Here is a 20,347-nt window from a genome sequence, read left to right on the forward strand (position 1 = left end):
CCATGGCGTCGGGTGCCGTTCAGCGGATTTGCTCAATCTCCGCGCACGAGCGGGGCGAGGTACTTCTCGGCATACCTGACGACCGCGTCGTCGTCGGTGACGTCGAGCACGGCGGTGTTGATCTGAACCAGCGAGGCGGCCAGCCGGATGTGTACCTCGGCGACGGCCAGCAGTTCGTCATCGGGCATCGTGGCGCCGGCCGACCGCAACGCCTTCGCCATCGCCGTCGCGGCGCTGACGAGGAACAGCCGGGCCTCGTCCACCATGTCCTTGGTGGCGGTGAACTCGCCGTCGAGCTGGAGGAATCTGCGCATCACCGGCTCACCGGTGAGCAGCCGGACTCCTTCGCGGAACGCGGCCACCGCCGCCTGCTGCGGCCCGGAATCGATCGGTACGGTCTGCAGCCGCGCCATCGCGAAGTCGAACGTCTGCCGCCCCAGCTCGGTGATCAGGGCATCCCGGGTGGGGAACCGGCGGTAGAGCGTGCTGCGGCTGACCCCGGCCTGCCGAGCCACCACATCCATGCTCAGCCGGCCCACGCCGACCAGCGCGACCTCTTCGGCGGCCGCCTTCAGGATCGCCGATTCCTGCGCTGTCGCGCCGTCAGTGTTGCGTGCCCGTCGCATCCCAGGTCAGCTCGCCGGGCAGCCGGCCGGCGGCGCGAACGAGTCCAGCGCGACGGAGCGGTGCAACCGCACCAGCTTCTCGTACTCGATTCGATTGCGGGCCAACGGGATCAGCAGGAGCCTGTCCGGCAGCGTGCGCCAGGCGAGCTGCAGCACCCGGCTGTACAGCGCGAACTCCCGGTCGTGGCGTTCGTCCCACCGGAATCCCGTCATCTCCCGGATGTCGGGATGCAGGATGCCGAACGAGCAGACCTTCACCACCCGTCCGGCCAACGGGCGCAACACCATCCACGTCGGTGTCAGCGCCATCCGTACCAGAGGCGGCAGCACCAAGGTCGGCAGCGGGAGCCGGGTCAGATCCTCGGTGACCCGCTGCAGAAACGGATTAGTGGCCAGTTCGTCGCGGACCATCGCGTCGTAGTAGGCGACCGCCTCGGGGTAAGTCGCAGGCAGCTTCGCACTCTTGCCCGGTAGTTCCAGCGACCGGAAGCCTTCCAGGAGTTGCTGGTAGGCGACCTCACGTTCGTCGTCGGTCAGTGTGATGCCCGTACACGGCGTGAACGAGTTGAGTACCAGGAACAGGCCGCTGACCGCGATCCAGTTCCACAGTTTCGGGTCGAGGGCGCTGTAGCGCACGTCGGCGAACTCGCCGGTGCCCCGCCCGCGGACGTCGCGATGCATCGTCTTGAGCCGGTTTCCCTCGGCAGCCCGGTCCGTCGCGTCACCCCAGATGGCGAGCAGCGCGGAAAAGCCGCTGCGCACGCCGCGATCGGCGAAGTTCGACGCGAACCGGCCGGTGCGGTCGACGGCGGCTGCCACCGGCACCAGGGCTACTTCGTCGAAGGCGGCGGCGCCGAAGAGCCCACCCAGGACACTGCCGGAGTGCTTGCGGAATTCGTAGATGACCTTGGGACGGACGTTCTTGGCGACGGAGTCCCCCGACGTCTCGGACTCCCCGGCGATCGCGACCATTGCGCCTCCCGACATTGTCGTTGACACAAAGACTAGCTTTCTGTGTCAACATGTCAATGGCGGTTCCTGTTGCGGCGCGTCAGGCGCCGTTGCAGACCCCCGAGTCGCGGATCACGGTGCCGTACACGTTCGCGGTCGCGATGTTGGCGTTGATCTGGCCGGACGGCAGCCGCTGCTTGATCTTGTCGCTGATCTGGGTGAACTGATACCAGAGCCGGTAGAACGAATCGCCATGGAACAGCGGCGAATACTCGCTCTGGTCCGGATAGTTGATGATGAACAGCGTGTGCGCACGCGGGTCGAGGAACGCCGCGGACTGGTCGAGGTTGGCCGCGACGAGGTCGCCGGCCTCGGTCACCCCCGGCGCGGTCCAGACGTCGTGCTGGTCGGCGAGGAAGTTCTGAAATCCGTACACCTGGTTCATCAGCTCGCCGTACTGGGCGTTGAGCCATTGACACGATTCGCGCTCCGCGGTGATCTGCTGCGGTGTGACACGGTTCTGCCAGAGGTTGTACGGGAACACCGTGTAATTGGGTTGCCAGGCCGACGGATACGGGATGAACACCGGCATCGTCGGCGCGGCAGGTTCGGCGCGTGCCACCGGCGCGATGCCCAGCAGCCCGGCCGGACCCACCGCCACCGCCACCGCCACTGCCGTTGCCTTCGACCGAAACATGGCTACCCGCCGCCGAACTCGGGGCGAAGGACCGGCGCCAACGCCGAAAGCGGTATGTGGGCCTGCACCGTCCCGCCGTCCATCGACCACTGCATGATCCCCGGGGTGAAGTTGGTCGGGGAATCCCGTCCGACCGGGTAATCCGGCATGTAGATGACGAGTTCACCGGGTGTCAGCGCCCAGGCCTTGTACGCGCCGGAGTACACCTTGTCCGGGGTCCAACGGTCCGGGGTGAACGGATAGGTGCCGGGCTGGTGCGGCGGCGGCGCGGCATCGAGGGCAGCGACGATGAATGGCGCACCCAGGCGCGGGATCTCGGCCAGGTGGTCGACGCCAGGTTTGAACAGATCGGCCAGTTGCAACTGCCGCCCGCCGGCGAAGGTGAAGGTGCGGTAGGCGTCGCTGACGATGGGCGCATTCGGATGCGCCAGGGCATCGGTACCGACAGTACCCGAGTACATCTCGTGGAAGACGGCTGTCATCGCCTCGCCATGTTGAAAGATCTGGAACTGCTGCTCTCCGAAGCTGTTCTGAACCATCTTCGTCGCCGCAGTGCGCCAGTTGTTCATCAGGTTGGTGAGGTACTCCCGGATTACGGGGTTCTTCACGAGATCGCCGGGCAGCGCCATCTTGATGTTTCGGACCGCCTTGCGTTCCGAAACCACCGATGTCGTACAGAATTGCCCGTCCCACTGACCGCCCAGCTCATCACAGAACGAGGGTGCTGACGCCGACACGGGCGATGCGGTGGCCAACGCGGCCGCCACCACCACAGCGACCGCACTACTGTGAATGAACCGGCGCATCATCACGGGAGTTCGACTTTACTTGCGCGCCAACGTCCGTCGACGTACTCCATGGTCATTTTGATACGGCTGCGGTCGATGCGCGGATCGGGGACCGCGGAATTTGACACTGACTGGTCGACGAACAGCAGCACCACGACCTTGTCCTTGGACGCGGACTGGACGGCCGACTCGACGACGACGCCGTGCGCGGCCGCCTTGTTGTCGATGAGCAGCTGACGCAGTTCCACGCTGGATTTGGAGTACATGTCCTTGAACTCACCGGTCGCTCCGTCGAGGACCGCGTCGAAGTTCTCGTCGACCTTCGCCGAATCGATGCTCGTCAGAATCTGCGCATACTGGACCGCGGTGGCCTGCGCCTGCTCACCTGCACGGGTCACCTGATCGTCCTGCCACAGCTTCCAGCCCAGGAACCCCACTGCCGCCAGCAGCACCACGAACGCCGCGGCCAGCGCGCCCCGCAGCACGGGACGACGCCACGTGCGTGCGGTGGGTCGGTCGTCGTCCCCGCCGGCCTCGGTGTCAGCGGCCTCGGTGTCAGCGGCCGTGTCGGCCTCGGTACCCGCCGACTCGGCGGCAGCAGCTTCGGATCCCTCTGGGACGTCACCGCCGCCGGGCTTCTCGGCGGTGGCCTTGTCGTCGTCGGTGCTCACGGACATCATCATCTCCTAGCGACGTGCTCGGGTCAGCGGGGCGGCTCGATGGGCAGGGTCGGGCCACCGTAAGGCGTCGGAATCGTGTAGCGCCCCTTCGGGGTTGGATCGGTCTGTCGACCGAGATCCGCTCCCGCGGGCGGACCGGCGCCGTCGTCGCCTGCCGGGCGCGGTGCGTTCTTCGCCCCACGGACGAGTACGCCGGGATGGTCGTCGCGACAGTAGGTGTACATGTACGGCTCCGGATAGTCCGCCGACGACGGTGCTCGCCGGGGCGTGCCGTACTCGCAGGTGTAGCGCGGGTAGATGTCGCCGGTCGCCCACAGCCCGTTGTCGTGCATCACGCTGCCGATGGCATCCAGCACCGACGTGCGGTAGTCCGGGAACAACGCGTGCAGTGCCGGGACCCGCAGGTAGAGCAGCTGCGAGGTGGTCGTCAGGCTCCCCAGCAATTGGACCATCGTCTCGGAGTTGTCGGCGAACAGATTGTCGACCGACGTCAACGTGCCCGGCGTCCGCTCGGTCAGCCTGCGGAACCCCTCGCGCATCCGGTTCACGCCCTGGAACGTCTCGTCGAGATTCGCCGAAGCGACCTCGATACCGGCGTTCTTGTCAGCTGCGAGGGTGAGCACCACCCGGCTGGTGCGCAGCATGGTGGAGGTCTCGGGCAGCACCGAATCCAGTGTCGACAGCAGGAACGTGCCGCCGTCGATGATGTCGGCGAGTTTCTGCGGTCCCGCCTCACTCATGCTGAGCTCCTTCTTGATCAGCTCGAGTTTGGCGGGGTCAACCTGCCTCAGCGCGCCGTCGGCGTTCGCGAGCAGGTCGGCCAGGCTCACCGGAATGGTCGAGTTCTCTTGGGACACCACACTTCCGTCGCCGAGATAGGGGCCCGCATCGCTGTCGGCGACGAAGTCGATGTATTGCTCACCGGCCGGCGACAGTCCAGACACCCGGACCTCGCTCGCCGCCGGTACCGCGACCGTCGAATCGACCGTCACCACGGCGTTCACCCCGGCAGACGTGATGTCGAGGCGTTCGACCTTGCCGATCGGCACACCGCGCATCGTGACGTTCTGATTCGGCAGCAGACCCGCCGACGCCGGGAGTGCCACTGTCACGCGGTAGCTCGACCCGAGGGGGTTCACTTGCAGCGCGCCGAGGAACAGATACGCCGCCGCCACGACGAACGTCAGGACCAGTGCGCCTGCCGACAGCCAGGCGCGACGCCGGTGGCCCGCCCGGACGATCCGGACGGTGCGGTCGGCCACGGCGCCGATCATCGTGGTACCTCCGCAGGCAGCAACGGCCCGGGAGCAGGCGCAGGCCGCGGTGGCGGGGGCGCCGGCAGCCCCGGTCCCGGGGGCGCTTGTGACGCCTGGGTCGGCGGCGGAGTCCACACCGATGCCGGTGGCGGCTGCGGTATCGCGCCCGGCGGAGATGGCGGGGGCGGCGCCGCGGCACCCCCCGGAACGGTGATGATCTGCCCCGGCTCCGTCGGGCTCGGAATGACTTGCAGCTGCGGCACTCCGGTTCCCTTGCCCACCAGCCGCTCCTGCAGGCGGAAGAGTGTGAACTGCAGCGACCCGACGAGCTGGTGCCAGTTGTAGCGCTTGGGTCCGTGCAGGCCGGTGTCTCCGGTGAACCCGATATCGGGAATCGATCCGAGGATCAGACGGTCGATGCTGGCACGCACCGCGATCGCGTTGCTGGTCGTGGACTTGATGAAGGGCGGCATCAACCGGTTGAGCGCGAAGAGGGTCGCGTCGGGGGTCAGCACCACGTCGTTCCACGCACCGGCGATCGTGTTCGCGTCGGCGATGACGCTTCGACCGCTGGTGTCGGTGCCGGCGATGGACGGGAACTTCCGCAGCTGGTCTCCGGTGTCCCCGATTTGCAGTACCAGATCGGCGATCTGATCGGTATGGGCGGCCAACGTGTCGGTCGCAGGGCCCGCGGCGTCCATCACCTCGCCCAGCGCCTCATTCTTGGCGTCGAGCTGCTGTGCCAGCCGTGACGTCTCGGACAGCGCTGTCGAGATCTCGTCGGAACGGGCGTTGAGCTTTCCGAGGGTGCTGTTCGTCTTACGGATGAGATCGCCGAATGCCTGGCCCTGATCGCCGGTCGCGCGGCCCAGGCCGTTGATGATGTTGGTGAAGTTGCGCACCGCACCGCCGTTGACGAGGATCGCCGCGGAGCTCAGCACCGACTCGACGGTGGCTGCGGCCGTGGTGGAGTCGATGGGAATGGTGTCACCGTCGCCGAGCAACGGGGTCCCGGGACCGGCAGGGCCGGGCGGCCTGATCGACACGAACACGTCCCCCAGCGGCGTCGCCGACCGCAGTTCGGCGGTACTGCCCTTCGGCAGTTGCACTCCGTCTCTGATCCGCAACGTCGTCACCGCGGTGTAGTTGCGCGCCTCTATCGACTCCAGCTGGCCGATGTCGGCTCCGGCGAGTCTGACCTTCGCCATTGCAGGCAGGTTGAGCGCGTTGGAGAACACCGCGTTCAGCGTGTAGCCACCCGAGCCGCCGCCGGGGGCGGGCAGCGGCAGGGCCGCCAAACCCTCTGAGGCGCACGCGGACAGCGACAGGCTGCTGACCATGGCGGCCGCCACCACGGATTTCACCCGGCCGGCCATCACTTCTGCCCCATCGCCGCAAGTCCGTCCAGGACGTAACTCAATCCGAAGTCAGGTCCGAAATCCTGCAATGTGCCGGTACTGCACCCTAGTTGGCGCAGTCCCATCATGTTGCACACCTCTTTGACCGCTTGGGTTTCGAAGAGCACTTTGTCGGTGAGGACATGGACCCGAAGAGCCCCGTTCGTCCGGTCGATCGCGTTGTAGATGTTGTCCAGCGTCAACGGCGCCAGATCGAGGAACTCGGCGAGATCGCGCCGATGCTCCACCGTCGTGGTCAGCGCCGTGTCGCCGTTGGCGACGATCCGCTTGATCGCGTCCCGGTGGGTGTCGAGAACCTCGCCCAGCTGGTTGACCACGTCGTTGATCCTGCTCCCCGTAGTCCCGGTGCCGAAGTTCTCGTCGGCCAGCACCTGACTGAGTTGCCGGACGGTCGAGCCGAATTCCCGCAACGTGGAGTCGTTGTCGGCGGCCGCCTCGAACAGCGTGCTGACGTTTCTGATGATCGCGGTGAGCTGATCGCGGGTCACCGCGCCACGATCGGAGCTCAGTCGCAGGGCATTCGACAGTTCCCCCAGCGCATCCTTGATCTGTTGACCGTTGCCGTCGGCGATGGCGGCACTGGCGTCGACGACAGAGCCGATCGGTCCGGCGCCCTTGCCGTCTCCGCGCAAAGAGGTCGACAGCTTGTCGAGCACGTCGAGCACTCTGGCGAACTCCACCGGGGTCCTGGTGCGGTTCAGCCCGATCGTGTCGTGGTTCTGCAACGTCGGCCCGTCGCGGTACGGCGGGGTCAGCTCGATCTGCCGATCGGTCAGGATCGAGTTGGAGATCGTCACCGCCTGGACATCAGCCGGGACCCGCACGTCGCCGTCCACGGTGAAGTCGACCTCCACATAGCCGCCCTTGGGAACGATCTTGGTGACCTTGCCCACCGGCATCCCCAGCACCGCAACCGTATTGCCCTCGTAGAGGCCGGCTGCGCTGTCGAACTGAGCGGTGACCGAGATGGTATCGAGTTCGTCGCCCAGATAGGACCACCCGACGGCGGCCGCCACCACGACAACAGCAACGACCGCCGCGATCAGCACCGCCAACTTCTTCCTGGCGCTCGTCATTTGCAATCCTGGAAGTACTCGATCATGCCCAACTGTTTGGCGCGGCCGCTGATGGCGCACATCCATGAATCCACCGCAAGTCCGTTGGCGGCGTTGAAGTCGACGGCATTACCGTTGCCGGTGGCGTTGGCCAACCCGCGCAGGGCCAGCGGTCCCGATTGCAGGATGCTCCGGACCAGATCGTCATGCTGGGCCAGCATGTCGGAGAGTTCGCGGACATTGACCAGCAGCGCTTCCAGCTCCGGGCGGTCATCGATGATGATATCGCTCAGTGTCTGAACGAGATTGGTGATCGAATCCATCAACGCGTGGAAGGATGCCCGCCGCATCACGAACTCCCCGACCAGATCGTTGCCCTGGCGGACCATGCTGGCGATGTTCGCCTGCTGACGCCGCAGCGTGCTGCTGACCATCTCCGTGGTCTCCAGTAGTGACCCCAGTTGGTCGCGGCGCTCGGCGATGATCGTCGCCAGTGTGTGGGTATTGGCCATCGCCTGCGGGACCACCGGCGGCAGCCCTTGCAGCTGCCTGCCGAGGATGTCCAACGTCTCGGCGAACTTGTCGGAATCGACCTGTTCGAAGGTGGTTGTCACGTCGGTCAGGGCTTCCTGAAGGTCGTAGGGGACCTCGGTGTGGGACAGGTCGAACGTGTCGTCGGGCAGCGAGCCGTCACCGGCAGGCTGAAGGGCCAGGTACCGCGACCCGAGGATCGTCGTGACCTTGATGACGGCCCGGGAGTCCTCGCCGAGAGCGACGTCGTTGCGGACCGTGAGTTCGGCCTCCACGTGATCGCCGGCCAGTTCCATGCTCAGCACCTCGCCGACCGGGATCCCGGCGACGGTGACCGGGTTTCCCGGCCGTAGCGCCGCGGCCTGCAGGAACTGCGCGGTGACCTTGCGGTACCCCACGTCGGCGGCCTGCACCAACAGAAGGGCCCCAATCAGCACCACCACGACGCCGACGGCGACGGCCCCGAGCCACACCTTGTTCCGGTCCTCGAGAGGCCGCCGCCGTGAACGGTTCTTCTTCGACGTCCTACTCGACCTAGCCATTGGCCATATTCCTGCACTTCGGGGAGTACCTGGCGTCATTGCCGGGGGTCGCGGCATCGACGATGATCGGCGTGACGTCGTTGAGTCCGGGGAAGAAGCCGGTGGCATTGAGGTCACACGCGTACGCGTTGGCGTACGCCCCTTCGCTGGTGATCCTGGCGAATCCCTTGAGCAGCAACGGCAGGTTGGCCCCCGTGAACGCCAACTGCGGTTCGATGCTGACCAGGTGCTGGGCGAACCCGGGTTCCCGCTCGACCAGCTGGTTCAGCGACGGATACACCTGATCGGTGATCTCCGACAGTTGCCGTACCACCCGGGCCATCGATCCTGTCGCCTCCACCAGTTCCGGGCGGCGGCGGTCGAACGTCGCCACCGTCGACTGCACCTGGGTGAGCACCTGATCCAGACTGTCGTTGTGCTGGGCCAGATTTCCCATCACCGTGTTCAGATCGGTGATCACCGTGCCGAGTTCTTGGTCGCGACCGGCGAACGACTCCGTCAACGCCGATGTCTGGTCGACGAGCGCGGTGATCGACGCCTCGTCGCCCTGCAACGACTCGATGACGCCTTTGGTCAGGTTGTCGGCATCGCGGGGATTGAGCACGCTGAACAACGGCTCGTAACCGTTGAGCAGCGTCGTCACGTCGAATGACGGATCGGAGCGTTCGATGGGGATGGTGCTGCCTGCGGGCAGTGCGCCGGGATCGCCGGTCTTGCCCAGCGACAGACCGAGATACCGCTGACCGACGATGTTCTGGTAGGTCACCGATGCGACGGTGGTGCCCAACAGCTGCTGCTGGCTCTGCACCACGAACGACACCTTGGCGAGATCGCCGTGCAGCTCGATCTTCTCGACGCGGCCGACGCGGACACCGGCCATCCGCACGTCGTCGCCTTCCCGTAGGCCGAACACGTCGGTGAACATCGCCGCGTACGGCACCGTCGGTCCCGCGACGTCGCGCCGCAGCGTCACGTACACCAGCCAGGTCAGCGCGATGGCGACGACCATGAAGATCGAAAGCCCTGCCAATGCACCGCGGTACTTCATCGAGGCTCCTCGCTGGCGGTTTCCGTCGCCGACACCGTCGTTCCGCGCGCGACCGGTCCGAGCAGCAGCTGGGTCGCCACCGTCGCGGGCGCTCCGGTGATCACGCCGAGCTGGGCGCGTTCCTGTTGACTGCCAACGGGTCCCACGTTCCCTCCGAAGGACGCAGGGGCGGCTGCCTGCGCCCGCGGCGGATCCCACGGCTTCGGCGCGACCGGCGCAGCCGGAGACAGCGGCACCGGAGGCGCAGGGACGGGAACCAGCCCTGGGCTGGCTGTGCCCGGCACCGGCGGCGACGGGCTCATCCACGGCGGCAGTGGCGGATTAGGGTCCGCCAGACTGGGATTCGGGTTCACCAAGGGGGGACCCACAGCGACCAGGTTCCCGTTCGGTCCGATCTCGGTGCCGGGCGGCGGCGCGAGATCCGGTGGCGGCCGATAGTTCTGCGGCAGCAGCACGTCCGGCAATTCCGGGCGCGTCGGCACCAGCGGGGCGGTGAAGCAGCTCGGCCCCTTCAGCCCGGCGTACTGGGGGCAGTCGGCTCGGGTGTAGCTGTACGTCGGCGTGAACGACAGGTTCACCCGCATGTTGCCGATGTCGTGTTCGTGAATCCACACCTGGTCGAAGAACTTTCCCGACAGTTGGTTCATCTTCAGGAACGCAGGCACCCAATGCCGCGACGTGTCGGCGAGGCTGCCGATCACCGGGGTCAATTCGGAGGTGATCCGGACCAGGCGATCGGTGTGGTTGCTCAGTGCAGTGTGCGTGGTGGACACCGTGTTCACGCCGCCGTTGACGAGCGCGGTGAGTTGCGCGTCCTGTTCGACGAGCGTGCGCATGGGCTGTACCGCCTGATGCAGCGCGTCGACGAGGTCCGGGGCGGTCTGCTGAAGTCCCCGCGTCGCATCGACCAGCGCGGAGACGGTGGTCGGTCCCGGATCTGTGGCGACGATGCGGTCGAGCTCGTCGACCATTCTGTTCAATTGCGCACCGCCGGTGAGCAACTCGGTGCGCCGGCCTTCGGTTGCAGCCTGGACCGCGGCGAGAATGCCGATCGTACGATCCTCGCGGCCCCTGCCGGTGGCGGCGAGGACGTCACGCAGCTTGCTGATGGTCGTCTGGAACAACACGGTCGGCAGCTCGGTGTCTTCGGGAATCTCGGCGCCCGCCTGAATCGGCGGCCCCCCGGCCCGGTCGACGAGTTGCACCGACGACACGGCGAACACGTTGCTGGGCACCACCCGCGCGGTCACCCCCGCCGGAATCGACGCCGCATACTCCTGATTGAGGTCGATGTGCACGAAGTTGGGTTCGCCGTACGCCGCAGGTGTGACGTCGGTGACCGCGCCGACCAGCACGCCGTGGTACTTGACGTCGGAGCGCTGCGGCAGTCCGTCGCCGACGTTGACCATGGCGGCGACGACTCGCACCACGGTTTCCAGCCGTCCGGTCGACTTGATCAACAGCGTGGCGGTGACGAGGGACACGACGATCAGCAGTGCGACGCCACTGCCCAGCAGCTGCCGATCAGTGGGGCCGCGCCCGTCCAGCTCAAAGGAATTCGCCACTCAGCCCCCGAACCTCGCGCCGGCGTCGATGGACCACAGCGCCATCGTGAGAAGCATGTTCACCATGATCACGACGGTGATACTGGCGCGCATGGCGTGTCCGGCAGCGATGCCCACCCCGACCGGACCGCCGCTGGCGTAGAACCCGTAGTAGCACTGGACCGTCGAGGCGATCCACACGAAGATCACCGTCTTGAGCACCGAGTACAGGATGTCCTGCCCGGCCAGCATCAGCGTGAAGTAGTGCAGGTATGAGCCCGTGGCTCCGCCACTGATGACCTGGACCACGATCTGGGTGGTCAGGTAGCTGACCGCCAGACAGACGACGTAGAGCGGGATGACCGCGATCACCGAGGCCATCAGGCGCGTGGTCACCAGGTACGGAATAGGCCGGATGCCAAGGGATTCCAGCGCGTCGATCTCCTCGGCGATGCGCATCGAACCCAGCTGCGCGGTGAACCGGCAGCCGGCCTGGGTGGCGAACGCGAGCGAAGCGGCGATCGGGGCGAGTTCTCTGGTGTTCACCAACGACGAGATGACGCCGGTCGCAGGCCCGAGGCCCAGCAGGTCGAGGAAGTTGTACCCCTCGATCCCGACGAGAGCGCCGACGGTGATGCCCAGCACGACGGCCACGCCCGCGGTTCCGCCCCCGACGACCAAAGAGCCGTTGCCCCAGGCGACGTCCGACAGCAGCCGGACGAACTCGGCGCGGTAATGACGCACCGCGACGGGTATGCCGATCAGCGCGCGGCCGAAGAAGACGAGCATGTGGCCCAGCCGGATGATCGGCGCGGTCGTCCCGTGGTAGAGACGCCGCACCGGCTTCAGGAATCTGGGCGAATAGGTCGAGGCTGTCACGTCTACAGCCCCACCCTCGGAAACAGCATGATGTAGAGCTGACTGATCGCGACGTTGACGACCATCAGCACCAGGATGGATTCGACAACCGCGGCGTTGACCGAGTTCGCGACGCCCGTCGGACCGCCCTGGGTGGAGAGCCCCTTCTGACACGACACGATCGCCACGATCGCGCCGAAGATCACGGCCTTGACCAGCGCCACGACCATGTCACCGGTGGTCGTGAACGACGCGAACGTGGCGACGAAGCTGCCCGGGGCGCCGTTCTGGAAGTACACGTTGAACAGATAGCTGGCCAGGAATCCTACGAAGCAGACCACGCCGGTGAGCGCGACGCCGATCAGGATCGCGGCGGCGAAGCGGGGGACCACGAGCCGCCGAATCACCGAGACACCCATCACCTCCATCGCGTCGGTCTCCTCACGCATCGTGCGCGAACCGAGGTCGGCCGTGATCGCCGATCCGACCGCCGCGGCCATCAGGATCGCCGCGGTCAACGACGCGGCCTGCCGGATCACCGCCAGACCACTGGCGGCACCGGCCAGCGAGGTCGCGCCCACCTGCCCGGCGAGCAGCGCGAACTGGATGGACAGGGTCACCCCGATGGGCAACGCCACCAGAATGGTCGGCAGCACGGCGGTTCCGGCCATGAACGCGCCCTGGCGGATGAACTCCTGCCACTGAAAGCGCCCGGTGAACAGATCGAGCAGGAAATACTGGACGGTACGCACGCCGAGCACGAACTGGTCACCGACGGTCGACAGCGACGCCAGCGGGTGACGCCGGACGTAACCGCCGGCCCAGTCGGTGACGACGGCAACGCCGTCACCCTTTGCATCGTTGCTCATGCGCGCTGAACGGCCATTTACTTAATGCCTTTGACTTCGTCCACTACACCTCGGCTACCCACGTGTTCTTTCGCAGTTGAGGCCGCTAATTGACGCCCGCGCACACCCGGCGGGAGCCGTCGCATCCTGCCCTGTTGGCATGAGTATGCCCATTAGCTTCACGGATCGGTAAGGAATCAGCAAAATCCCTGTGCCGACCGTGCCCGGAATGCTGACACGAGCGGATGCTCGCCTTCAATTCGCGTTTCTGGCGCCCCATCAGAAGTGACCCTTTGACCGGGCGGGCCACGGGCGCAGGTAGTTCAGCGCCATCACCGCGAGCTCGTCGATGAACGTCTCGCGGTCGATCGCGGGCTGATCGAGGATGTAGCGGACGCAGAGGTGCTCGACCATCCGGACCAGCATCCAGGCCGCCGTGTCCACGGTGGCATCGGCCCTGACCTGCCGTTTGTTGATCGTCAGGTAGGCCACCGTCAGTTCCCCGATCCGCTGCTCGAAGGCCGCCAGCTTGCTGGTCGCGCCCAGTCGCGGCGTCTGCTCCATCACCGCCCGGAGGAACTCGGGATGCACGTCGAGCGCATCGACCAGCGCGGCGATCGACTCGCGTACATAGTCGGGGGCCGGCTGGTCCAGCCTCTCGGACACCCGGGCCGCCACGCGGGCAGACAATTGGTCGCTGAACCGGTCGATGACGGCCGCGGCGATCGCGTCCTTGTTCGGGAAGTACTGGTACAGCGAGCCCGGGCTGATCCCGGCCGCCGACGCGATGCGATTGGTCGACGCCCCGTCGAAACCGTGGGCGATCAGCATCTGTTCGCCGGCGTCGAGGATGCGGTCCACCATCGCCTTGGACCGCTCCTGTCTGGGCGCCCGGCGCAACCGGGACGACGCGTCGGGGCTCATCCGGATGCGAATTGAACGCGAATGATCGCTCGTGTCAGCATGGGCCATGGTGACACACGACACCACCCGTGTCGGGCGAACGGCGCAACCGCCCGGGCGGGCCCACCCGGAGCGGTGGGGGGACGGGTCCCGGGAAAGACTGCTGGACAAAGTACTTCGGGGAGCAGCAGCATGACGTCGGTGAACTCCCCCGCTGACGGCGTGGCCGCACTCGGGCCGTCCTCGCTGCTGTGGCGGTGGGCCGGCGACATGCGCATCGCCTTCGAGGGCGGCACCGCCGGCCTGCTGCAGACCATGCATCCGGCGATCGGCCAGGGGCTGATCGACCACTCCGACTTCTTCGACGACCCCGTCGACCGCGTGTTCCGTTCCCTGCCGGGCATCCTGGGCACGGTCTACGACGGCCCGGACGCCGAGACGACCGGGTTGCGGGTGCGCGACTTCCACCACGACATCAAGGGCACGCTGGCGGGCGGGCAGCGCTACCACGCATTGAACCCGGAGACGTTCTGGTGGGCGCACGCCACCTTCCAGCGGATGGTGGATCGCATTGCGCTGCACTGGGATCGCCACGGCCTTTCCGCGCGGGAAAGCGAACAGCTCTACGCCGAGGGGCGCGAGTGGTACCGGCGCTACGGGATGACCTCCGCCGTGGTGCCCGCCGATCGCGCCGCGTTCGACAGGGAGTTCGACCGGTACTGCCGCGAGGTGCTGCAGCCCAATCCCGCGTCGGACTACCTGATCGAGTTCATCGGCAGGCCTGCGATCCCCGACATGAGTGCCTCGCCGGACTACCCGACCCACCCCCGGCTGCGTCCGCTCGCCGACGCGCTGCTGCCCACCCTGCCGGTGCGGATGGCACTGGCCCCGCCGATGCGGCTGGTGATCTTCGGCGGCCTGCCCGCGGTGGTGCGGGAACGCTTCGACATCCCGTGGTCGCGGGGCGACGAGCGGCGCTACCGCGCGATCCGGTCGGCCATCCGCACCGGGTGGGACTACGTGCCCGCGTCGTTCAAGTGGTATCCCGCCGCGCGGAAGGGGTGGCTGCGCGAGCTGGGCCGCACCCCGTCCCGCTTCTGAGCCTCGTTCCCGCGCTGCGGCTCGGCAGATGCGCTGATGGGCAGCGATTCGCAGGGACCGGCTGACTGAAATTGGAACACGTTCTAATCTGGTCGGCATGAGTGATCAGCTGCGCCACTTCCTCCACTCCGGCCACCTCACCGTCGGCGCACTCAAGCGCCACAAGGACCGTCCCGTGCTGTTCCTCGGGGACACCACGCTGACCGGCGGCGAACTCGCCGACCGCATCAGCCAGTACATCCAGGCGTTCGAGGCGCTCGGAGCCGGTACCGGGGCGGCCGTCGGCCTGCTGTCGCTCAACCGGCCCGAGGTGCTGATGATCATCGGCGCCGGGCAGACGCAGGGCTACCGACGCACCGCGCTGCACCCGCTCGGCTCGCTGGACGACCACGCCTACGTGCTGTCCGACGCCGAGGTCACGTCGCTGATCATCGATCCCAACCCGATGTTCGTCGAACGCGCGCTGGGCCTGGTGGAGAAGGTGCCCTCGCTCAAGCAGGTGCTGACCATCGGCCCCGTCCCGCCCGAACTCGCCCAGAGCGGCGTCACCGCGGTGGATCTGAGCGCCGAGGCGGCCAAATACGCACCCAGGCCCCTGGTCGCGGCCGACCTGCCACCCGACCACATCGGCGGCCTGACCTACACCGGCGGCACCACCGGAAAGCCCAAGGGCGTCATGGGGACGACGCAGTCGATCACCACCATGACGACGGTGCAGCTGGCCGAATGGGAGTGGCCGGAGAACCCGCGCTTCCTGATGTGCACGCCGCTGTCGCACGCCGGCGCGGCGTTCTTCACCCCGGTGATCGTCAAGGGTGGCGAGCTGATCGTGCTGACCAAGTTCGACCCGGCCGAGGTGCTGCGGGTGATCGAGGAACAGAAGATCACCGCGACGATGCTGGTGCCGTCGATGATCTACGCGCTGATGGATCACCCGGATTCACACACCCGCGATCTGTCGTCGCTGGAGACCGTCTACTACGGCGCGTCGGCGATGAACCCGGTCCGGTTGGCCGAGGCCATCCGCCGGTTCGGGCCGATCTTCGCGCAGTACTACGGCCAGTCCGAGGCCCCGATGGTGATCACCTACCTGTCCAAGAAGGACCACGACGAGAAGCGGTTGACGTCGTGCGGACGCCCGACGCTGTTCGCCAAGGTGGCGTTGCTCGGTCCCGACGACCAGCCGGTGCCCCGGGGCGAGGTCGGCGAGATCTGCGTCGCCGGCCCGCTGCTGTCGGGCGGTTACTGGAACCTGCCGGAGGCGACGGCCGAGACGTTCCGCAACGGCTGGATGCACACCGGCGACCTGGCCCGCGAGGACGAGGACGGCTTCTACTTCATCGTCGATCGCACCAAGGACATGATCGTCACCGGCGGGTTCAATGTGTTCCCGCGTGAGGTGGAGGACGTGGTGGCCGAACATCCTTCGGTGGCACAGGTGTGCGTGATCGGCACGCCCGACGACAAGTGGGGCGAGGCGGTGACCGCGGTGGTGGTGCTGCGCCCCGACGCGGATCGCTCCGAGGCCGCCGTGGCCACGATGACGACCGAGATCCAGGTGTCGGTCAAGGAGCGCAAGGGGTCGGTGCACACGCCCAAGCAGGTGATCGTCGTGGAGTCGGTGCCGGTGACCGCGCTGGGCAAGCCGGACAAGAAGGCGGTGCGGGCGCAGTTCTGGGAAGGCGCGGGGCGTTCAGTCGGCTGAGCCGACAGTCAGACTTCAGTCGGCTGAGCCGACAGTCAGACTTCAGTCGGCTGAGCCGACGGCTGGTTCCGGGCCGAGTCCTTCCAGGATCCGGTCCAGGAACGCGCCCGCGGTGCGGGCGGCGGCTTCGGGCTCCCCGGCGGCGATCCGGTCGAGCAGCACGCCGTGATCGCATCGGTCGACCGGCACGTGGCGGGTCGTCGCGACGCTGGCGGTGACCACTTCGATCAGGCCGCGGTACAGCTCGGTGAGGGTGCGGTTGCGCGCGCTGCGCACCACGGCGAGGTGGAATTCGGCGTCGACGCGGGCGAACGCGTCGGTGTCGTCGGCGGACGCGAGTTCGGCGCGGCGGGCGAGCAGGGCGCGCATCGCGGCCACGTCCTCCGCAGTGCGGTGGGCGGCGGCCAGCCGGGCTGCCTCGACTTCGAGCGCGCGGCGCACCTCGAGCACCTCGCGCAGCTCGGCGCCGGCCAGCCGGCGTAGCGCACCGGACACCTCGCTGGTGGCCCGCACATAGGTGCCGTCGCCCTGGCGGACGTCGAGGATGCCCGCATGCGCGAGCGCCCGCACGGCTTCGCGTACGGTATTGCGGCCCGCTCCGAGCGATTCGACGAGCACGGTCTCGTTGGGTATCCGCTCGCCGACCGGCCACTCCCCGCTGGCGACGGCGTGCCGGAGCTGCTCGATGACCTGATCGACAAGGCTTGAGCGCCGTGTTGTGTTCAACGGCACACGAATAATCCTTTCATCCAATCATGGGATGTATGGCACATTAGCAGGATGCCCAGCGACCGTCAGCCGATGATCGTGGACCCGCACACGACAGCGGGGCCGGTACCCACGGTCGCCGGCGGCGCACTGCTCGCGATGGCCGTCGTCCTCGCCGCGCTGAATCTGCGTCCCGCGGTCACCAGCATCGCGACGCTGCTCCACGACATCCGCGGCGACCTCGGGATGTCGGCCACCTGGGCCGGCCTGGTGACGACGATGCCGGCGCTGTGTTTCGCCGGCGCCGGGCTCGCCGCCCCCTGGCTGGCGTCGCGGATCGGCCTCGGCCGGGCGATCTCCACCGCGATGGTCGCGCTGACCGCCGGGCTGGCGCTGCGGGGCGCGGGCGGGGCGTACGTCGTCATCGGGGCGACGCTGATCGCCTGCGCCGGCATCGCGCTGGCCAATGTGCTCATCCCCGTGGTGATCAAGACGTCCTTCCCCGCCCGGATCGGACTGATGACCGGCATCTACACCGCCGCTCTGCAGGGCGGCGGCGCACTGGGGTCCGCCGTCACCCCCGGCCTGGAGGACCCCTTGGGCGGATGGCGGTCCGCGCTGATGGTGTGGGCGGTGGTGTCGCTGCTCGCGTTGGCGGTGTGGATCCCGGCGACCGGTCGCCATCGCGGCACCTGGGCCGTGCACAGCGGGCCCACGAGGGTCCGTCGTTCGCTGCTCCGGAGCCCGCTGGCATGGACTGTCACGGTGTTCTTCGGCTGCCAGGCATTCCTGGCTTACATCATGATGGGCTGGCTCCCACAGGTTTTCATCGACAACGGGATCGACAAGGTGCAGGCCGGCCTGTTGGTGGCGTTGGCGTCACTGGTCGGGGTGCCGCTGTCGCTGGTGGTCACGCCGATCGCCTCGCGCGGGCGCAGCCAGAGCACGTGGATCGTGGGCATCAGCTCGTTCGGGTTCGCGGGCAGCATCGGCCTGATGGTGGCGCCGACCGCTCAGCCGCTGCTGTGGAGCGTGCTGCTCGGGACGGGTCTGAGCGGGTTCTCCCTGGCGCTGGCCCTGCTGGGGTTGCGGGCCCGCACCCCCGAGGACACCGCCGCGCTCTCCGGCATGGCGCAGGGCTTCGGCTACCTGATCGCGGGCAGCGGGCCGTTCCTGTTCGGCCTGCTGCACGACGTGACCCACGGGTGGACGGCGCCCTGGGTGCTCTTCCTGGCGGTCTTCTGTGTGCAGACCGTCGCCGGGGCGATGGCGGGGCGCGACCGCTACGTGTGAACGCGAGGGCACAAACACCGCATGCGACGTGCCCCGGACGCAAGACCCGGGGTACTGGAAAACTGAACCACTCTGTGGGGCAAGGTGACTACGCGCCGGGGACGGCGGTGCGCGCCGCCACCGACGCCGCACCGGCGGTGTCGAACACGTCGATCACGACGTCGGCGTCGCGGTACCCGCCGAGATGGTGCAGTCCCTGGGTGGCGCCGATGATGTCGTTGGCCCGGTCCCCGTTCATCGGATAGTCGTCGACGTCGTGGCGCCAGTGCGCGGCGAGGACCGTGGCGGCCGACTGCAGGCGGGGCACCTCGCGGTCGAGGACCTCCCTCAGCGTCGCCGGCTGCAGGTAGTAGCACACCTCGGAGAGCACGACCAGGTCGAAAGGCCCTGTCGGCCAGGGCTGGTCGAGTGAACCGCGCAGCAGCGTCACCTTCTGCCGCAGGCCGGCCGCGGTCAGCCTGCGGTGGGTGGCGTCCAGTGCGGCGGTGTTGATGTCGGTGCTGATCAGCCGATCGCAACGACGGGCCAGACGTTCGGTGAGCACGCCCACCGAACAGCCCGGTTCGAACGCGTGCCGGTAGCGCGCAAACGGCAACAGCGCGACGGTGATGTCGTACTTGCGCCGCTCGTACCAACGACTTTCCAGCCGCCAGGGATCGGCGGCCTGCGCGTACAGGCGGTCGAAGTAGGCGTCGGGCACGCGGGCGTTCAGCGGAACACCACCTCCCCGACGGCCAGCAACCGCGGCAGGAAGTACGGCGGCAGCACCGCGTCGATGCCGGGCTCCGGTGGGGTGAACTGACTGTGGAAGCAGCGGGCCGCGGCGAGCTTGCGCTGCCGTGCGGTCGAGGAGACGGGCAGCGTGTAACCGTGTTCCCAGGGCACCGCGCTGTCCGCCGGCCGGGCCCAGTGCCACATCCACACCGGGTACTCGACGAGCACGGTGGCGGTGCGCCGCGTCGCCGCCGCGGCGGCCCGGCCGACGGCCTCGTGGTCGGGGTGGCCGTCGCCCCGCCAGGTCGCCGCGCACCAGGTTCCGGCCGGGCGGGCAGCCAGGATCTCGGTGAGCACCTCGGTCAGCCGGTCTTCGTGGCAGGCGAGCTGACCGTCGGGAAACCCCAGGCTGATCGGTGGTGATACCCCGAGAGTCTCAGCGGCGCAGCGCAATTCGGATCGGCGCGCCTGCTCGAGTCGGTTTCGCTGCAGCGGGGTGGCGCCCGGGAACGCCGCACCGCCGTCGCTGGCGGACACGATCTGCACCGGCACACCGGCTTCGGCCAGCCATGCCGCCGCTGCCCCGAAGCCCAAGGTCTCGTCGTCGGGATGGGCGCCGACGAGCACGAGCTCGGCGCAGTCGCGCATGTCCAGGTCGGGCAGCGACAGCCCCGCCGCGCTCCAGATCTGTTCGGGCGTACCCCCGTCGGCGAGCGGGCAGGCGGCCATCCGCGCGGTGTTGTCCACCGCCACCCCGGTCACGCGGCCTCCGCGGCCAGCACGCCCAGCCGTTCGAGATCACGCTCGGCGTGGCTCTGCTGCACGTACACGGCCAGATCGGCCACCCGTTTCGCATGCGCGGTGTCCGCACACAACGGGGCCGGGCCCAGCGCGCGGGCAGTGCGAGCCAGGGTCTCGTCCACGGCGGTCTCCACCACTGCCCGGCAACGCCGGGCCAGCAGTTCGGCCCGCCCGCTGCGGTCGTGCGGGTCGGCGTCGACCTCGCCCGCGGTCACCGACAGGATCGCGGCGGCAGCGCTGAGCGCGGCATCGACGGCACCGAGGTGCGCTGCGGTGTGCG

Annotated in this window: 20 protein-coding genes and 1 pseudogene; 3 read left to right on the plus strand and 18 right to left on the minus strand. The window is 67.8% G+C overall.

The genetic code is table 11. From position 1 onward, the window contains the following. Window positions 1-32 precede the first annotated feature (32 nt). From MVA01S_RS04555 to MVA01S_RS04620, 14 genes are all read right to left on the minus strand, one after another. Window positions 33-626 (minus strand): TetR/AcrR family transcriptional regulator, encoded by a 594-nt coding sequence (locus MVA01S_RS04555; protein ID WP_003932654.1) that lies wholly within the window; start codon window positions 624-626, stop codon window positions 33-35. 6 nt (window positions 627-632) lie between these two features. Further along, the gene (locus MVA01S_RS04560) at window positions 633-1,598 is read right to left on the minus strand and encodes an oxygenase MpaB family protein (protein ID WP_003932655.1); all 966 of its coding nucleotides are present in this window, start codon (window positions 1,596-1,598) and stop codon (window positions 633-635) included. A gap of 79 nt (window positions 1,599-1,677) precedes the next feature. After that, on the minus strand, window positions 1,678-2,274 hold the full coding sequence (locus MVA01S_RS04565; protein ID WP_040542653.1) for a hypothetical protein: 597 nt from the start codon (window positions 2,272-2,274) through the stop codon (window positions 1,678-1,680). Window positions 2,275-2,276: 2 nt separating this feature from the next. Next, window positions 2,277-3,083: a mannan-binding family protein gene (locus MVA01S_RS04570; protein WP_003932657.1), complete on the minus strand. Its 807-nt coding sequence runs from the start codon at window positions 3,081-3,083 to the stop codon at window positions 2,277-2,279. Beyond that, complete coding sequence (locus MVA01S_RS04575; RefSeq protein ID WP_040542655.1) at window positions 3,083-3,745, minus strand: Rv1363c family protein; 663 nt, start codon at window positions 3,743-3,745, stop codon at window positions 3,083-3,085. The genes MVA01S_RS04570 and MVA01S_RS04575 overlap by 1 nt, the downstream gene beginning before the upstream one ends. A gap of 20 nt (window positions 3,746-3,765) precedes the next feature. Next, on the minus strand, window positions 3,766-5,016 hold the full coding sequence (locus MVA01S_RS04580) for an MlaD family protein (protein ID WP_003932659.1): 1,251 nt from the start codon (window positions 5,014-5,016) through the stop codon (window positions 3,766-3,768). Next, window positions 5,013-6,374: an MCE family protein gene (locus MVA01S_RS04585; RefSeq protein ID WP_003932660.1), complete on the minus strand. Its 1,362-nt coding sequence runs from the start codon at window positions 6,372-6,374 to the stop codon at window positions 5,013-5,015. Before MVA01S_RS04585 ends, MVA01S_RS04580 begins: the two co-directional genes overlap by 4 nt. Then, the gene (locus tag MVA01S_RS04590; protein ID WP_003932661.1) at window positions 6,374-7,492 is read right to left on the minus strand and encodes an MCE family protein; all 1,119 of its coding nucleotides are present in this window, start codon (window positions 7,490-7,492) and stop codon (window positions 6,374-6,376) included. The genes MVA01S_RS04585 and MVA01S_RS04590 overlap by 1 nt, the downstream gene beginning before the upstream one ends. Next, entirely contained in the window at window positions 7,489-8,544 is a 1,056-nt protein-coding gene (locus MVA01S_RS04595) for an MCE family protein (protein ID WP_040542657.1), read from the minus strand. The genes MVA01S_RS04590 and MVA01S_RS04595 overlap by 4 nt, the downstream gene beginning before the upstream one ends. After that, entirely contained in the window at window positions 8,537-9,592 is a 1,056-nt protein-coding gene (locus MVA01S_RS04600) for an MlaD family protein (RefSeq protein WP_003932663.1), read from the minus strand. The genes MVA01S_RS04595 and MVA01S_RS04600 overlap by 8 nt, the downstream gene beginning before the upstream one ends. After that, window positions 9,589-11,157: an MlaD family protein gene (locus tag MVA01S_RS04605; RefSeq protein ID WP_003932664.1), complete on the minus strand. Its 1,569-nt coding sequence runs from the start codon at window positions 11,155-11,157 to the stop codon at window positions 9,589-9,591. Before MVA01S_RS04605 ends, MVA01S_RS04600 begins: the two co-directional genes overlap by 4 nt. Continuing rightward, window positions 11,158-12,015, minus strand: coding sequence for an MlaE family ABC transporter permease (locus MVA01S_RS04610; RefSeq protein WP_003932665.1), 858 nt, complete (start codon window positions 12,013-12,015; stop codon window positions 11,158-11,160). 2 nt (window positions 12,016-12,017) lie between these two features. After that, window positions 12,018-12,863, minus strand: a complete 846-nt coding sequence (locus tag MVA01S_RS04615; protein WP_003932666.1) for an MlaE family ABC transporter permease — start codon at window positions 12,861-12,863, stop codon at window positions 12,018-12,020. A gap of 258 nt (window positions 12,864-13,121) precedes the next feature. After that, entirely contained in the window at window positions 13,122-13,766 is a 645-nt protein-coding gene (locus MVA01S_RS04620) for a TetR/AcrR family transcriptional regulator (protein ID WP_003932667.1), read from the minus strand. Window positions 13,767-13,937: 171 nt separating this feature from the next. Between MVA01S_RS04620 and MVA01S_RS04625 the strand changes: the two genes are divergently transcribed. Together MVA01S_RS04625 and fadD8 are read left to right on the plus strand one after the other, a co-directional pair. Further along, a complete protein-coding gene (locus tag MVA01S_RS04625; RefSeq protein ID WP_060941546.1) occupies window positions 13,938-14,846 on the plus strand; it encodes an oxygenase MpaB family protein in 909 nt (302 codons plus the stop codon). Between the two features lie 97 nt (window positions 14,847-14,943). After that, complete coding sequence (gene fadD8 / locus MVA01S_RS04630) at window positions 14,944-16,551, plus strand: fatty-acid--CoA ligase FadD8 (protein WP_003932670.1); 1,608 nt, start codon at window positions 14,944-14,946, stop codon at window positions 16,549-16,551. A 42-nt stretch (window positions 16,552-16,593) separates the two neighbouring features. Here the strand turns inward: fadD8 and MVA01S_RS04635 are convergent, their stop codons facing one another. After that, entirely contained in the window at window positions 16,594-17,283 is a 690-nt protein-coding gene (locus MVA01S_RS04635; RefSeq protein WP_003932671.1) for a FadR/GntR family transcriptional regulator, read from the minus strand. Between the two features lie 48 nt (window positions 17,284-17,331). Here MVA01S_RS04635 and MVA01S_RS04640 point away from each other — a divergent pair, with 48 nt between their 5' ends. Then, window positions 17,332-18,552 carry a CynX/NimT family MFS transporter gene (locus tag MVA01S_RS04640; protein ID WP_003932672.1) on the plus strand — a complete coding sequence of 407 codons (1,221 nt, stop codon included), beginning with the start codon at window positions 17,332-17,334 and terminating at the stop codon, window positions 18,550-18,552. An 88-nt stretch (window positions 18,553-18,640) separates the two neighbouring features. On the opposite strand, the gene MVA01S_RS04645 is transcribed toward MVA01S_RS04640, so the two are convergent. The 3 genes and pseudogenes from MVA01S_RS04645 to MVA01S_RS04655 form a co-directional block, all read right to left on the minus strand. Further along, a complete protein-coding gene (locus MVA01S_RS04645; protein WP_003932673.1) occupies window positions 18,641-19,252 on the minus strand; it encodes an SAM-dependent methyltransferase in 612 nt (203 codons plus the stop codon). An 8-nt stretch (window positions 19,253-19,260) separates the two neighbouring features. Beyond that, on the minus strand, window positions 19,261-20,028 hold the full coding sequence (locus MVA01S_RS04650) for a PIG-L deacetylase family protein (RefSeq protein WP_003932674.1): 768 nt from the start codon (window positions 20,026-20,028) through the stop codon (window positions 19,261-19,263). Next, a pseudogene (locus MVA01S_RS04655) lies at window positions 20,025-20,347 on the minus strand (acyl-CoA dehydrogenase); the annotation flags it as partial. The gene MVA01S_RS04650 and the pseudogene MVA01S_RS04655, both read right to left, overlap by 4 nt.

It is taken from the genome of Mycolicibacterium vaccae NBRC 14118 = CIP 105934 (assembly GCF_001552715.1).
GTDB classification, from domain to species: domain Bacteria; phylum Actinomycetota; class Actinomycetes; order Mycobacteriales; family Mycobacteriaceae; genus Mycobacterium; species Mycobacterium vaccae.